Source organism: Microcystis sp. LEGE 08355, from assembly GCF_015207185.1.
GTDB classification, from domain to species: Bacteria; Cyanobacteriota; Cyanobacteriia; order Cyanobacteriales; family Microcystaceae; genus Microcystis; species Microcystis panniformis.
Map to the genome: position 1 here is coordinate 1 of NZ_JADEXI010000054.1, position 14,333 is coordinate 14,333.

Annotated in this window: 13 protein-coding genes and 1 pseudogene; 5 read left to right on the top strand and 9 right to left on the bottom strand. The window is 40.2% G+C overall.

Translation table 11 applies throughout. The features are described 5' to 3' along the window. Positions 1 to 891: 891 nt before the first annotated feature. The 3 genes from hpsU to IQ242_RS04675 form a co-directional block, all read right to left on the bottom strand. Positions 892 to 1,482, bottom strand: a complete 591-nt coding sequence (hpsU, locus tag IQ242_RS04665) for a hormogonium polysaccharide biosynthesis acetyltransferase HpsU (protein ID WP_193959193.1) — start codon at positions 1,480 to 1,482, stop codon at positions 892 to 894. A 5-nt stretch (positions 1,483 to 1,487) separates the two neighbouring features. Then, positions 1,488 to 2,438 (bottom strand): glycosyltransferase family 2 protein, encoded by a 951-nt coding sequence (locus IQ242_RS04670; protein WP_193959194.1) that lies wholly within the window; start codon positions 2,436 to 2,438, stop codon positions 1,488 to 1,490. 148 nt (positions 2,439 to 2,586) lie between these two features. Next, the gene (locus IQ242_RS04675; RefSeq protein WP_002764714.1) at positions 2,587 to 3,252 is read right to left on the bottom strand and encodes an urease accessory protein UreF; all 666 of its coding nucleotides are present in this window, start codon (positions 3,250 to 3,252) and stop codon (positions 2,587 to 2,589) included. Positions 3,253 to 3,381: 129 nt separating this feature from the next. On the opposite strand from IQ242_RS04675, the gene IQ242_RS04680 reads away from it, so the two are divergent. Beyond that, on the top strand, positions 3,382 to 3,993 hold the full coding sequence (locus IQ242_RS04680; RefSeq protein ID WP_193959195.1) for a hypothetical protein: 612 nt from the start codon (positions 3,382 to 3,384) through the stop codon (positions 3,991 to 3,993). Position 3,994: 1 nt separating this feature from the next. Here IQ242_RS04680 and IQ242_RS04685 read toward each other — a convergent pair whose 3' ends face one another. The 5 genes and pseudogenes from IQ242_RS04685 to IQ242_RS04700 form a co-directional block, all read right to left on the bottom strand. Then, on the bottom strand, positions 3,995 to 4,528 hold the full coding sequence (locus IQ242_RS04685) for a molybdenum cofactor biosynthesis protein B (protein WP_004159364.1): 534 nt from the start codon (positions 4,526 to 4,528) through the stop codon (positions 3,995 to 3,997). A gap of 34 nt (positions 4,529 to 4,562) precedes the next feature. Continuing rightward, positions 4,563 to 4,676 (bottom strand): annotated as a pseudogene (locus IQ242_RS25815) (transposase); the annotation flags it as partial. A gap of 687 nt (positions 4,677 to 5,363) precedes the next feature. Beyond that, positions 5,364 to 6,221, bottom strand: coding sequence for a glycosyltransferase (locus IQ242_RS04690; protein WP_193959196.1), 858 nt, complete (start codon positions 6,219 to 6,221; stop codon positions 5,364 to 5,366). A gap of 64 nt (positions 6,222 to 6,285) precedes the next feature. After that, a complete protein-coding gene (locus IQ242_RS04695; RefSeq protein ID WP_193959197.1) occupies positions 6,286 to 7,890 on the bottom strand; it encodes a glycosyltransferase 87 family protein in 1,605 nt (534 codons plus the stop codon). A 39-nt stretch (positions 7,891 to 7,929) separates the two neighbouring features. Next, on the bottom strand, positions 7,930 to 9,300 hold the full coding sequence (locus IQ242_RS04700) for a glycosyltransferase family 39 protein (protein ID WP_193959198.1): 1,371 nt from the start codon (positions 9,298 to 9,300) through the stop codon (positions 7,930 to 7,932). A 500-nt stretch (positions 9,301 to 9,800) separates the two neighbouring features. Here IQ242_RS04700 and IQ242_RS04705 point away from each other — a divergent pair, with 500 nt between their 5' ends. The 4 genes from IQ242_RS04705 to IQ242_RS04720 all read left to right on the top strand — a co-directional run bounded on the left by IQ242_RS04705 (position 9,801) and on the right by IQ242_RS04720 (position 13,741). Then, positions 9,801 to 11,291: a mannosyltransferase gene (locus IQ242_RS04705; RefSeq protein WP_193959199.1), complete on the top strand. Its 1,491-nt coding sequence runs from the start codon at positions 9,801 to 9,803 to the stop codon at positions 11,289 to 11,291. A gap of 219 nt (positions 11,292 to 11,510) precedes the next feature. Next, positions 11,511 to 11,801, top strand: coding sequence for a hypothetical protein (locus IQ242_RS04710; protein ID WP_193959200.1), 291 nt, complete (start codon positions 11,511 to 11,513; stop codon positions 11,799 to 11,801). A gap of 288 nt (positions 11,802 to 12,089) precedes the next feature. Continuing rightward, positions 12,090 to 12,866, top strand: coding sequence for a methyltransferase domain-containing protein (locus IQ242_RS04715; protein ID WP_228020820.1), 777 nt, complete (start codon positions 12,090 to 12,092; stop codon positions 12,864 to 12,866). A 149-nt stretch (positions 12,867 to 13,015) separates the two neighbouring features. Further along, positions 13,016 to 13,741: a GUN4 domain-containing protein gene (locus IQ242_RS04720; RefSeq protein WP_193959201.1), complete on the top strand. Its 726-nt coding sequence runs from the start codon at positions 13,016 to 13,018 to the stop codon at positions 13,739 to 13,741. A gap of 34 nt (positions 13,742 to 13,775) precedes the next feature. On the opposite strand, the gene IQ242_RS04725 is transcribed toward IQ242_RS04720, so the two are convergent. Then, positions 13,776 to 14,333: TIGR01777 family oxidoreductase (locus IQ242_RS04725; protein ID WP_193959202.1), on the bottom strand; the 558-nt coding region annotated here is incomplete at its 5' end.

The window sequence follows — 14,333 nt, forward strand, 5'->3', positions numbered from 1 at the left end:
GGTACGTTGACCGCCTATAGCTTCTTGTACTTGTTGCGCGCGACTTTTTACCCGGCCAAGCTTTTCTGGTCGGAACCCCCTAAGCCGAGTTTTCAAGGTGCTGCGCCGTCCACTTGGTTTTCGAGACTGGCCTTTTAATTCTAACGTAAAGCCAACCTAGAACGGCGGGGTTTCAGACCCAAAATTTCCGATGAAGGAAAATTTCACCAAAAAGAGAAGCAATTAAGCACCCTCCCGCACCCCATAACCCAAAGAGCAGGGGTTTACTGATTTTTCTCGTTCGCTTCTGTCTTAAGCTAGTCATAGGCTGTTTTTGATCACTTTACTTCTCTATATCGTGACTTAGAGGAGAAGTTATGCAGAAGATCAACAAGCTTAGGCTTTAATTGCCAAAAACAGTCTTTTTAGACTTAATTTAAGATTAATTGATGATAAATAGCTCAAAAAAGGGTTATTTGGGATTTTACCAGTTATTTGAGCTAGTTTCCTCAGTTATTCAAGATAAACCATAAATCTTCACAAAAATTTACAAATCAGATGGCATAATCGCTTTAGCTCAAGACGAATAGATCAGGAGTAGCCAATAAAACCAGATTTAGTCTGAGCGCAAGCCTTACGCCCCTACAATAAATAGGGTTTGCGGCAAAAAGTTTTTCCTGGGGGCAGGCTTCGGCCGTGATCTCAGCGTTTGACAAAAGCTCACGCCGAGGTCCGAACGGTTGTGGGGTGTAGGGTGTAGGGTTTTAGCGATTTTGAGGGGGTCAATTACCTAATTTTCAGGGCAAAAGTCCCGGAATTTTCCACCCGATCACTCCCAGATCTGGTACTTTTTGGTTGACAAAAAGTCTAAAAGTCTTACCCAACAAGGTTTTTAGATTTATTGAGCCAGCCCTAACTGCTATAAGAATTCATCCTTCTGTCGTATTGAGGACGACAGGGACTGCCCCAAGCGACCTTTTGAGCGGGAATATCGGCAAATACGCTACTTCTTGCCCCAATAACAACATTAGAGCCAATTTTTACCCCCGGAGCTAGGAAACAATCGGCTGCGATCCAAGTACCATTACCAATGAGGATGGGAGTGGTTTTTAAGCTGAAAGAGCGATCGCTGGGATCGTGACTGCCAGTGCAGAGATAGCATTTTTGAGAAATCACACAATGACTGCCGATGGTAACGTTATCTAAACTATAAATCACCACATCATCGCCAATCCAAGTATAATCGCCGATCGCCACTTTCCAAGGATAAGAAACCCTTGCCGTCGGGCGAATTTTCACCCCAAGGCCGATTTTAGCCCCGAATAGTCGCAAAATAGCGCAGCGAAAGCTATCCATCTGGTGCAAACTAAGGGGGAAAAGAATCCCCTGTACTAACCACCAAAGTAGGATAATTGGATTAGAACGACCGCGATCAAACCAAGATTGATCGTAGGTACGCAGATCTAGCCACGCTTCCTCATCGGTGCGGATTTCTGGGGACATAGGACTTATTTAATCATTTCTGCGGGTTGAGGTTCCGAGGGTTTAACCGGGGGATTAGCCTGGGCATTAACGTTTAATTTACCGCCAAATTGCCGTAATTCGTACAATTTAACCCCTATTTGGTATTCGTACTGACTCAAAAGACGACCGTAGATATAACCAGCTTTGCCATCCAGGAAACCGAGACGGATAAAATAAAAGAGAATAAAGCGCAGCAGCGGTTTAAAGGGCAATTTTACCCAAATTTTCTTTAAAAAACGTTTTCTCTGCACCGCATCACCGAACAGGTGCGCTCCGATCGTGCCACTTTCGTCATTACCCGTGAGAATATTGTAATAAACTCGCGCTTCCCAGTTGGAATAACGATTATGTCTTTCTAACCAATGATAGATATCGCGGAAATCGATGTGCAGCATATCATTTTTCAGATATCCCACCTTGCCATCAAGGATAACGTGTTCATGAACTTCGTTATCTCCCGTGTTGGGGATATCTTCCGTGTTTAAATTCTCGTATCTGCCCGACTTATGTTTAAATAAACGCAGATTCCAGTCGGGATACTTGCCACCATAACGGATCCACTGTCCGAGGAAGAAGACGCGACGATTGAGATAATAACCGTTATAGTCGGGATCTTGGATCACGGTGGCGATTTCGTCCCATAGTTCGGGGGTGATTCTCTCATCACAATCGACGATTAATACCCATTCATTGCGAAAAGGCAGATTATCGAGGGACCAGTTTTTCTTTTTCGGCCAACGACCATTAAAATAAAATTGGACTACATTAGCCCCATAGTTGGTAGATATTTCGATCGAGCGATCGCTACTTTGGGAATCGACGACAAACACTTCATCAGCCCTAGCAACACTCTCTAAACAGGCGGGAAGGTTAGATTCCTCGTTTTTGGCGGGAATTAACACCGAAACGGGAATTTTTTCTGATTGACTAAACATTGGCACACTGTGGCTAGGTAGAGTGTTCGCATCTTTCCTTAAAACCCTTAGTCACTCAGAAAGCGAGAACTAGGACCTAAGATTTTTTTTTATCTTACTATACCTTATTCGGTTTTTACGTCATTCTCCTGCTCTTCTCCCTAAATTTCTAACTGCGAAATAGACGACTATACTGGGTTTCGTGGTTCATACTGGCAAAACTTAGCCCCCAACTCCAACTGCTCAGGTTTTCATCGGCTAAACTGATAATATCTGCTGTTGCTGTTAATAAACTGGGCTGTAAACCGATCAGAAGCGATTGTCCTAGGGTTTGTCCAAGGGGAATTAAACGCAATCCTGCATTGATTAAATTACTTGCCCAACTGTGTAAATAGCCTAAAACCGCTAATTCTTGGCCAATTTGCCAATGACTTGCCCCGATCGCAAAAGCGGTGGCATAATTAGCCTGTTCTGGTAGATTATCTCTGGCTGGTGCTAACTCCCGCAATAGGTTTAACAGCGATCGCCCCATTTGCCAGCTTTGCTGTCTTAATTCGGCTGTTTCCCGCGTTGCCGATAACCAGTTATCCCAATAATTAAGTTTTGTAAAATCCTCTTGACAAAAACAACGATATACCCTCACCAAAACAGCCGTTTCTAAGCGAACCGAGCCTTGACCAAGCGATCGCTCTAACCAATCATTTAAGCTGGCACTATTGGAGATAATCCCCTTTTCGACGAGGGTTTCTAGCCCTTCGGAATAACTATAGGCCCCCACGGGTAAAATGGGACTAGCCAATTGTAATAAACACAAAAGTTCTTTTTGAGCGAGCATAGAAAACCGAGAAAATTGTCCTTAACACAATGAGGGAAATGCTTGGCACTTCGGTATGTAGATCGGTAGAAAGCGGCACTCTCTGAATTATACCGTGATTAATAGTCACAATTATAAACTGTTATACTTATGTCCTCACGAGAACAGCATTTTCTGAAAATAAATCTTGTCGTTCTCCTCTTGATTTTAGCTTTGATTGCTGGGGTTCATCGGGCAGAATTACCCTCTAGTCTTTTATTTTATCCCCCCGCTACTCCCCCAACTCCGATCGCTGGTTTATTAACCCATTCTTTTCAATTGCTTTGTTGTTTACCTCCGATTGTTTGCCTTTTTAGTTATGCTTTATTGTCCCGCAAGACAAGTTTCAATAATTCTGACAATTTTTTACTTTTTTCTGGTATAATAACGGGACTGTTTGCCATCAATGAAATCTTCAGAATTCATATCATTCTCCTCTATTTTAATATTCCCAAATTTTTGACTATCTCTGTTTATGGCCTCGCAATTCTGATTTATGGTTTAGCATTTTGGCGGCGAATAAGACAAACTTATTACCAAATTTTAATCATCGCTTTAGCACTTTTAACTTTTGCAATCGCTATCGATTTTCTCCAGCTTAAAAATCAAGGTTTTGCTAGTCTAAGTGAAGGAATTCCTAAACTGTTAAGTGCTGTGAATCTAGCTGGCTATTTTTGGGATGTATGTTTTCAAGAAATTTCAGCCCAGATCAAATCCCAATAAATTATCCATTCATCTGTTTAACCAGATGTAAAATTTCGGGAAGAATCAGTTTTTCTAGGGCTAATTTAACGGCATTAGTGGAACCGGGGAGAGAAAAGACTAATAAGTTTTGATAAACCCCAGCTATTGCCCTTGATGCCATGGCACGGGAGCCAATTTCCTGATAGCTGAGATAACGAAATAATTCGCCAAAACCGGGCAAAGTAATCCTTAATAAAGGTACTAAAGCATCATAGGTATTGTCTCTGGGAGCAATACCCGTACCCCCATTGAGAATTAAGACTTTTATCTGATTTTGATTGCTAATCTCTGGTAAGATTGCTTGAATTTGTAAGGGTTGATCGGGGATAATTAAGTATAGGCCGATATCATGACCCGATCGAGTTAGTAACTCTTGAATTATTTGGCCACTCCTATCCGTCTCTGGGGTACGAGTATCGCTCACCGTGACTACGGCACAGGTAAGGTTAAGGGGGGCGGTGTCGGGATGGGGATTGACACTCCCGTCACTAAAAGCGAGGGATTCTTGGTTCATCGAGTTTCCTTAATCTGACAGGACGTATCCAACAATCGATTTTGTCTTCTCTCTTGGCATCCATCCAAAGCCTTAATGCTTTGTTTCTGATGAATTGTACTGTACGAATAGCTTCATCTAAGTAGGGAGGCACAATTATTTTTAGGATGGGTTAGCGGTAGCGTAACATAATCGGGCGTTGGGTTTCATGCTTCAACCGTTCGGCAAAAGCTCACGGCCGAAGCCCAACCTACGTTCATCTTATATTTAATTCCACCCATCTACTTATGGCAGAAGACTGACTTGGTTTGACCACTGCTTTCATTTCTAAGATAATCATTGTGGCTCTTCGGTTTATGTTATGCAATGAACGGGGGTTATAGAGGATGTAACCCTTGTATAGAAAGGCATTTAGCGATTTTTGTCAATTATTTTTGTCTAGAGCGAACTAATCAATTAAGTCTCTTGCCAGATAAGGATTTAGTCGATTTATGCTCCCCTATCGAACCATACCAAGTAACGAAGAGCCATCATTGTTTATCGACCTCAAACAACTTATTTTAAGTTAACCTATACAGCAGAGATTGTTAAGATTTTAGTCGTGCTTCGCTCTTTTATATTGGTCGGGGTTTCATCCCGTCGCACTAAGTACTTCCGGTCTTCACCCCGACATTTGAGATAAAAATTAACATGAATCGCTCACTTTTCCTGATTTTTCGGGTCATTAGACCTGTCAGACTAAATCAGCAAGATAGCTCACCATCACCACTACTCCCCGCTCCCCGCTCTCCTATAGCTTTTACACAGGATTTAGTAAGAATAATACCTGCTGCCTGAAGCGGCAAAAATACGGGTTTCAACCTAGACGCAGTTTAGTGATAATTCTTTGACAATAGAGTTGAATTCCCTGTAACTTGGCTAGGGAGAATTTGGGTTTAATAGGAAGGATCAGTAAAGACATAAAACTCATCCGCAGCAAGCGATAAACAAGAATAGTTAAAGTCGTATGTTTTTCGAGACTGAGAAGATAACCATAGATGTTATGAGTTAGTCTTAGATAACCATAGCGACGGGTGATAGAAGATGGTTCATGAATGATTTTAATCTGATTGGTAACAACAACTAAATAGCCTTGGTTTGCGTATCTTCGGGAAAAATCAAAGTCTTCGTAGTAGAGAAAGTAATCGGGATCGAAATGGGGACAAGTGGAAAAATTAGAGCAATTAATTAATAAACTGCATCCCGTCACCCAGTCGGGAATAAGATAGGATTTATCTCCGTAGTCTAAGGATTCCTCTACTACGTTAATTGTGCCGATTTTGGCATTGAATTTTCCCCAACCAAACCAGATTTTACCATCCGGTTCGTAAATTTCTGTACCAGCGATGGCAACTTCGGGATATTGCTGAAAAAATTTGCTTGCTTTCTCCAGAGAGTCCGGTAATAAGTAAGCATCGGGATTAACTAACCAAACAATAGCTTCTCTATCTTGTTGATAAATCCAATCAAGTCCTAGATTACATCCTTTCCCAAATCCTAAATTTTCCCCCGCTTCAATAATCTTGACTCTTTGCGCTGCTAAAGATTGGATATTTTTATCTTCAGGGGAATTGTTAACAATGATGAGATTAGCAGATAAGTCATCGTTGAGGGAAGCGATTAAACGCTTAATTAATTCCCCGCAATTGTAGTTAACCGTCAATAGATAAATCATTACTGGTGAAAGGTAGGAGTCACTGGCAATTAACAATGGTTAGAGAATAGCTTTCCCGTGAGAATTACTTCTTCTGAAGACGACAGAGATTAAAATTTTCGATTTTGGTGGGAAAGGGTTGACAACTTTGGAAGTCAATAACGAGATTTTCTTTAGCTAAATCCTCCACTATATCAGGAGATTTTTTATTAAAGTCTGTCTGGAGAATGTAGAGAGATTCTGGGGGAGTATTAGCAATAAATGTCTCGGCATTTTTTCGCATTAAAGTTCCCTCACTGACTCCAGTATTGCCTTTGAGTCTCACAAAACGAGTCGAAGCGGGAAAATAAGGAACGATAAAAGATGTTCCTTCATCTCCCCAGATAACAATCGTGGAATTTTCGTAGGGTTTTAATGCTTGACTATCGATACCAAAATAATGATCTGACCATCCCATTCTCCACCAATCCATCGGTTTAACCGTAGTGACAATTAGGGAAAATATTAGCAGATTTATGATTAATAATGGTTTCTTGCGATGATAAAGATAGGCAACAATCAAAATAATTAAAGTGGGAGTGATTAATTCTAATGGCATCAGATAACGATAGATAGAAAATCCCACTAACCAAATAGAGTAAGCGGTCAGATAAAAAGGCAGTAAAAACCCTAAAACTGCACCGTGGGTTAAGTCAGGTTCAGAGGATAGATTGCGCTTAGAAATAGCACGAAAAATAATCATTACTATTAGTAAAATTATCAATAAATAGGTGATGGCTAATCGGCTATCTTGGAAAGGAACCTCAGATACAAGAGTTTGTCTCTGGATAAAATAAACAGGATAAAACAACCATTGCCAGATATCTTTAGGCAAATATTGTATCCCTTTAAAATTGTAGTCGGTTTCAATATAAGGAGATTGAAAAATTTTATTAAAGAACGGAAAAAGAGGATTAGCAAACTTTGTCCACATTAGGATAATCCAATAACCAGCAGTGAGACTAAAACCCACGGCCATTGAGATAATTGATAGAATTAAATTGCGTAACTTTTCTGACCAAGAATTGGGTAAAAAATTAATGGCTATCAAAAAGCTGATACTATATAAAGCATTGGTTAATTTTAACCCCGTTGCCAATCCTAATAAGAGTCCAGCTAAAAGAATATTTTTAGAGGGAATTGGCAGATTTTTCCCGAAACTACTAACTATAAAAAATAATCCTCCCAGAACAAAAACACTGGTGGTATTATCACCAATACTGGTTCCTAACTCCGAGATATAGGCTGCCCCAAAAATACTGGTAATCGCTGCCGCTATGCTTAGAGTTATCTTGTATCTTTCGGAAACTTTATCGAGGGAATGATAGGTAATTAGGTGAACTAACCATTGATTTAACCCGTGAAATCCTCCCATGAAAAAACCCACGACAATCGGAGGCAGTTTCAGATAATAAACAGTGACGAAAAAGGGAACATCAATCAGGGGATTAAAAAAAGTTTGTATCTGTGCGGGTAGGACATCATACTTAAACCTTCCTGTCAATAACATATAGGGATTATAGAAATGATAATTGCGTAAATCCCAACTAACATCTTGACCTAAAATAACCGAGATAATTCCCAAAGCAACAAAGTAGATAATTGCCCAAAATAAGGGATGAGAAAGGGGAAAACGTTTCAGGGTTGTCATAATTAAAAGTTCAAGATTTATTTGTTTAGTTTTACTAGCTTAACTTGGCAATTTATAGTTAAGTATAAGATTAAGATTACCTAGTAACAATCCCAAAAAGACAATCAGCATGATTATCTTGACAAAATTAGTTAAAATTTTCGATTTTTTCTCGGTTAAATCATTAAAGAAAAATCCCCCTAAAGTAATTGCCGTTCCGATAATAAAGTAATATCTACCGTAAGGGGAACTCAAAACCCAATCCTTAATATTTAAATTCACCGACCAAACGACAAGAAAAATAAAGATAGTGGCAGCACTGATAAAATCAGAGTTTTTACGAAAATCGTCTAAAAATATACCAAGCACTAGAAAGAGAAATCCATAGTAAGGAATTACATACCAAGCATAGTAATGACTTTGAGCGCCAGAAAAAGTGAGAAGAACTGTATAGATTAATATAGGAAAAATAACTAATCGTATTTTAGAGATTTTCAAAGTAAATCTGGAAACTAACAGCAGAGTTATCCAACTAAAAATTAACCAACCATCCTCAAAAAAAACTGTAGGTAAAACTAGATTTTTTAACATAGCAAAATCCGTAAAGCGATTTTTATGTTCTTGGAGAGTAGTTAAAAACCAACTAAAATCATAAAACCAACCGTAAAGGTAATACAAACCTAAGGATAAAACTGCCGTCAGAGAAGCGATTAAACTATCTCGCCAATTTTTTTGGAATAATAGTAAAGCGACTAGAGAAGCTAGAATATATAATCCTGTCACCTTAACTAAAGGTGCTAACCCACCTAGAACTATAGCCAAATATAGATACTTTTTTTGAGACTTTTCACCGTACTGAAGGAATAAAATTGCTACCGCTAAACTTAGACATAATAATAAATTTTCACTAACTGCTAAACGAGATAAAAAAACCGTATTGGGGTTAGTGGCAAAAATTAAAGAAGTTATAATCGCCACACCGGTATTAGTCAAACGTAAAGCTAATAAATAAAGTAAGAAAATAGAGAGAGTGCCAAAAACTAAAGAAGGAATTCTAATTACTGTTAAACTACAGTCAAAAAATTCCTTTGCTCCCGATAAAATAGCCGTCATACCCACAATTAATCCAAACAAGGGAGGATGATCAAACCAAGGGGTAACAAAACGATAACGAACAGCTGTTTTTTCCCAAACTGTCACCAGAAAATCATCCGTGGGACTGAGGAAAGACCAACTGGTAGGAACTCCCTCTTGAATCAAACTCATGCCACTCCAAGCAAAAGCAAATTCATCTTGAGTCCAGTTATAGGGGGGTAAGGAATCGTACTGATAATATCTTAAGATAAAACCTAATCCAGTAATTAATACACCCAGAAATAGACGGTAATCAAACTTTTCAAAATTCTTAAATGGAAAATCTCGTTGCATCATTATTCTGAAATTGGCTCGCTATTTATCTTTTGGGGTGAACCCGCGCTATTGTATCACGGTTTGACGGTTATATTTTTTGGCAAACCCAGATCAATTAAATACCTGATTATCGAGATGACTTAACCTTGATAATTTCTCCTTGGTAAATTCTCAGGGGTATCAAAGGGCAAACTCATCTTTATAGCCAACTCTAGGCAAGGGACTCATTTCTAGCAGAAAAGTTCCCCAGTTTCTCCCTACTAAACTATAACTTAAGAGATTGACATTACCATCAGCAATATGCTAAAAAACATTAGCTTAAGTAGGGAGGCACAATTATTTGTAGGATAGGTTAGCGGTAGCGTAACATAATCGGGCGTTGGGTTTCATACTTCAACCCAACCTACGTTCATCTTATATTTAATTCCACCCACCTACTTAATAGCCGAGTAACAACAATTACTCCGTTAAAAATTCCTATATTTTCCTCTAAAGCCAACATCTTTACCTTAGTTGCCCACATGATTCGTCAGTTAAATTATTCTAGAGTTTGGTTGTTATTAATTCTTATTTTTGCCCTTTTCCTGCGTCTAAATGCCGCTTTCTCTTATCCTAATATTCTCTGGCCAGATGAAATTTTTCAGACCTTAGAACAGGGTCATCGACTAGCTTTTGGTAATGGGATGATACCTTGGGATTTTCGGGACGGGATTCGTTCTTGGTTATTTCCGGGCATTCTTGGCGGGATTATGAAGCTAACTGCTGGTTTTTCCGAAGGCTCCAGTGGCTATCTGGCCAGCGTCAAGATTTTCCTCAGTTTACTATCTTTAATCCCCGTTTGGATCGGATTCTCGATCGCCTACGAAAGCATCGGTTTGGCCGGTGCCATCCTAACCGGCGGTATTTGTGCCATTTGGTTTGAATTTATTTATTTTGCCCCGAAAGCCTTCACCGAAGTTATTGCCGCTTATTCCCTGCTGGTGGGCGTTTATTTAGGATGCTACGGCAAAAATCCCCCCTCTCGTCAGCGACTGTATTGGACAGGGTTTTTCTACGGATTGACCACCTATCTTCGATTTCATTTACTGCCTGCCATCGCCATCGCCCTCATTTATCAAGTTAGACAAAAAAATTTTCCACAATTACTGCCCCTTGCCCTCGGTTTTATCGGTCCGGTTTTGCTGGGGGGTGCTTTAGACGCTTTCACTTGGTCCACCCCCTTCCAATCGATTTGGAAACTGATCTGGATTAATATTTTTGAAGGAAAATTTAATAGTTTTGGCGTATCCCCCTGGCAGCAATATTTTACTTGGTTAGCCCTCAATTGGTCTTGGTGGCTGTTTCCGATCCTCGTCTTCTGTGCAATCGCTGCTCGTCGTCACTGGATTCTCGCCCTTCTGGCCCTAGTTATTATCCTTTCTCACAGCTTTTTAGGTCACAAAGAATATCGCTATATGTTCCCCGCCCTACCACTAATTATTATTCTCGCTGGTTTGGGGACTGCCACTCTCGTCTCGCGTTTATCGTTAATGCGAGGTTCCCTCGCCAGCAAAACTATTGTTATTTTTAGTAGTTTACTTCTTTGGGCTTTTCTATCCTGGTTGTTGGCGGGGCGTTTTAATACCGACCAGACTTTTAATTTCGGACCGCCTTGGCAAAAACCAGGCTATACTCACTGGCAAACCCACGGCGGACAATTACAAGCCTATCGGTATTTAAGTAGCGAGAAAAAACTCTGCGGTTTAGGAGTAAAAGGATTGGCGTGGCAATATACGGGGGGATACGCCTACTTACACCAAGATGTACCGATTTATTTCCTCAAAGATAACCAAAATTTAGAGGAACTGCAACCTTATTTTAATTATCTATTGTTTAACCAAGACAAGGCCGCCGTCGGAGATTATCAACGGGAGAAATGCTTTAACGGAACTTGCGTTTATAGGCGCTCGAACTCTTGTAAAGTTAACCCGAATTATCATATCAATCAGTATCTCAAAGAAGCTGGTGAGTAGGACATATATTTCTGGCAAAGTTGCAAAATTTGTCAGAAATAAGTCTAAAAAGCAGAAAAAAAGTTAATTATGTAAGCGGGATAACTTCGAGCATTAAAAAAGTTAAAACCTGGCCAATTTACCTAAGTTTTCTGATTTTAATCTACATACTTTTTGTGAGCATCGTCAACCTCTTGTCTTTCCCCAGATTGCACGGAGATGAGGCTTGGTTTGGACTGAATGCCAGGAAAATCCTCCACCACTGTTTTGATTGAATACTGTCCCCATTGTCGAGATTTTTCCAAATATTGGAAAATTATCGCAACTAATCATTACTCCCTGGTAGAATTGGAGGAGTCAGGAGTCAGTCCCGATGAAAAAATTTTCACCCCCACAGATGAAAGAGGTTTCCTTCCCTACACCCCACACCCTACACCCTCTTTCAAGTCAGGAGGTCAATTTTTCTCTAAGGAAGTTACCCCGAATCTATCATTATTAAAAATAAATCATCCACAAAAACCCTCAGCTTAATATTGACAAAAGCTAATAATAAGCTGACTTTAAGCCTCAAATTTTTTGGTAAATATATTGACAAATGATCCCAATCGAGGGTATTATTAGAGTGGTTTTGGTAAAAATATCCAACAGCCAGACACCTTCTAGACTAACTTAAGTAGGGAGGCACAATTATTTGTAGGATGGGTTAGCGGTAGCGTAACCCATGCGGGCGTTGGGTTTCATGCTTCAACCCAACCTACGTTCATTTTATATTTAATTCCACCCACCCACTTAGTAAAATTAATTCCTTCCTATTGATAGATGAAAATCAAGAAATATCTTAAGTTCTGGAAATATCCTCGCTTAGTTGATGAACGAGAGACTTTAATTGAAGAACGAGATTCTCTCAAAGATCATCTGAAGAGTTTGAATCAAGAAAAACAAGAAATGATTCGGGAAAAAAATGCTCTTTATGAAAGATTAGGTCAGTTATCTTTAACCATTCCCGAACTGCAAGAAATTAGTCCCAAACTGCTCGATATTAGCGTCATCAAAAATAAGTCCCGCCAGTTTCGAGTCCAATTAGATGCCGAAAAAGAAAAACTCGCTCCCGACAATTTTGGCTGGTATCCTTACAACACTTTAACCTGCTTCGAGATTCTCGAATTACTATTAACCGGTAAAAACCGTTTTCTCCTGGAATTAATCTCGGAAAAACCGATTGTTGATATTGGTTGTGCCGATGGGGATCTGGCCTTTTTTCTGGAATCTTTGGGCTGTAAAGTGCAGGTAGTTGACTACGCTCCTACTAACTTTAATCTTATGCAAGGAGTTAAACTGCTCAAAACCGCTCTTTCTTCCTCTGTGGAGATTCATGATGTTAACTTAGATTCCCAGTTTCTCCTTCCCGAAAAAAGCTATAGTTTAGTCATCTTCTTAGGAATTTTATATCATCTCAAAAATCCCTACTATGCCCTCGAAACCCTAGCGAAATCTGCCAATTATTGCCTGATTAGCACCCGCGTCACTAAGTTTAATGCGGTGAGTAATGCCGCTAATCGAGTCGATCTTTCCCCGATTCAGTTAAGGGAATTTTGACCGTCGGTGATCTAGATAACCAAAATAGTTCTCTCTTTCAGTGTACGATCAACGACCCGCTAAAAATCCCTTTTTTGTCAGGAAAAAATCGAGCAGCGACCCCGAAATAGTGGTAATAGTATTGAAGGAGTGGTCTTAAAAGTGATGATATGACTGACCAGAATGGCGTGTTAGTAGAAGAACAAAGCGAGGATATTACCCGTAAGATGCGTCAATTAGCCACCGAGTCGCCGAAAAATCAATTACAGATCCTGACACAATTAGCCAGCGCCGGAGAAGGGGGCCTAACTGTATTGAGAGATTTTTTATTAGCCCAGCGTCCCACTCCTGTTAATCTGGTGACAGGTAAGGCTTATCAATTGCTCTATCAAGATAATAGCGCTCAGAGCCAGGAATTTTTAGCTAATTATTTCCCCACGGGTATTGTTCCCCTCGATAGTGCTAAAGGTATCGATTATCGACTTTTACAGGAATTATTGGCTAAACAGGATTTTCAAACTGCCGATAGTCTCACCCGTCAAAAACTCTGTGAATTAGCAGGAGAAGGAGCAATACAGAGGAAATGGGTCTATTTTACGGAAGTAGAAGCTTTCCCTGGTGTGGATATTCAGACTATTGATCATCTTTGGTTAGTTCATTCGGAAGGAAAATTCGGTTGGTCGGTGCAGCGCAAATTATGGCTCGGTGTCGGTCAAGATTTCCCGAAACTCTGGCCGAAAATTGGCTGGAAAAATGGCAATAATTGGACGAAATACCCGCAGGAATTTATCTGGGATTTAAGCGCTCCCGTGGGCCATTTACCCCTGTTAAATCAACTGCGCGGGGTGAGAGTGGCTGCCTCTTTATTCTCCCATCCCGTCTGGAGTGAAAAATAGATTGAGAGCATTTGGCCTCGGGTAGATCAGCTTTCTACATTTTCGGGACGATTTCTTGTAAGGCCGCTTCTAGATTAGGATAACGATAGTCAAAACCGATCGCTTGAGTGGCTTTTGGCAGCACTTCTTGACCTTCTAAGACGATTTTTGCTCCTTCTCCCAAGAGAATTTCCAGGGCAAAATCCGGCACTGGCAACCAAGAAGGACGCTTCATTACTTCCCCTAAAATCTGACAGAATTCTTTCATCCGGACGGGATTGGGTGCAGTAGCGTTGAAAGTACCGTTAATTTCTGGGCGATCTAGACAATAGATAATTAAATTAATTAAATCATCCCGATGAATCCAAGAAAACCACTGACGACCGCTGCCAATCGGACCGCCGGCAAAAAGTTTGAAGGGTGGGATCATTTTCCCTAAAGCACCCCCATTGCCTAAAACAATACCCGTGCGAAGAATGACTAAACGAGTGCCGTAATCTTTAACTTTTTGGGCGGCTGTTTCCCACTTTTTACAGACATCTGCTAGAAAATCGCCACCGGGAGGGCTATTTTCGTCAAAACTAGCGGTTTCACTGGTTCCATAGTAACCGAT

Excerpts from the sequence above, each read along its gene's own strand:
- IQ242_RS04680 (WP_193959195.1), top strand. The coding sequence starts at position 3,382 with ATGTCCTCACGAGAACAGCATTTTCTGAAAATAAATCTTGTCGTTCTC.
- IQ242_RS04670 (WP_193959194.1), bottom strand. The coding sequence starts at position 2,438 with ATGTTTAGTCAATCAGAAAAAATTCCCGTTTCGGTGTTAATTCCCGCC.
- IQ242_RS04700 (WP_193959198.1), bottom strand. The coding sequence starts at position 9,300 with ATGATGCAACGAGATTTTCCATTTAAGAATTTTGAAAAGTTTGATTAC.
- IQ242_RS04715 (WP_228020820.1), top strand. The coding sequence starts at position 12,090 with ATGAAAATCAAGAAATATCTTAAGTTCTGGAAATATCCTCGCTTAGTT.
- IQ242_RS04720 (WP_193959201.1), top strand. The coding sequence starts at position 13,016 with ATGACTGACCAGAATGGCGTGTTAGTAGAAGAACAAAGCGAGGATATT.
- IQ242_RS04675 (WP_002764714.1), bottom strand. The coding sequence starts at position 3,252 with ATGCTCGCTCAAAAAGAACTTTTGTGTTTATTACAATTGGCTAGTCCC.
- IQ242_RS04690 (WP_193959196.1), bottom strand. The coding sequence starts at position 6,221 with ATGATTTATCTATTGACGGTTAACTACAATTGCGGGGAATTAATTAAG.
- IQ242_RS04710 (WP_193959200.1), top strand. The coding sequence starts at position 11,511 with ATGCCAGGAAAATCCTCCACCACTGTTTTGATTGAATACTGTCCCCAT.
- hpsU (WP_193959193.1), bottom strand. The coding sequence starts at position 1,482 with ATGTCCCCAGAAATCCGCACCGATGAGGAAGCGTGGCTAGATCTGCGT.
- IQ242_RS04695 (WP_193959197.1), bottom strand. The coding sequence starts at position 7,890 with ATGACAACCCTGAAACGTTTTCCCCTTTCTCATCCCTTATTTTGGGCA.
- IQ242_RS04705 (WP_193959199.1), top strand. The coding sequence starts at position 9,801 with ATGATTCGTCAGTTAAATTATTCTAGAGTTTGGTTGTTATTAATTCTT.
- IQ242_RS04685 (WP_004159364.1), bottom strand. The coding sequence starts at position 4,528 with ATGAACCAAGAATCCCTCGCTTTTAGTGACGGGAGTGTCAATCCCCAT.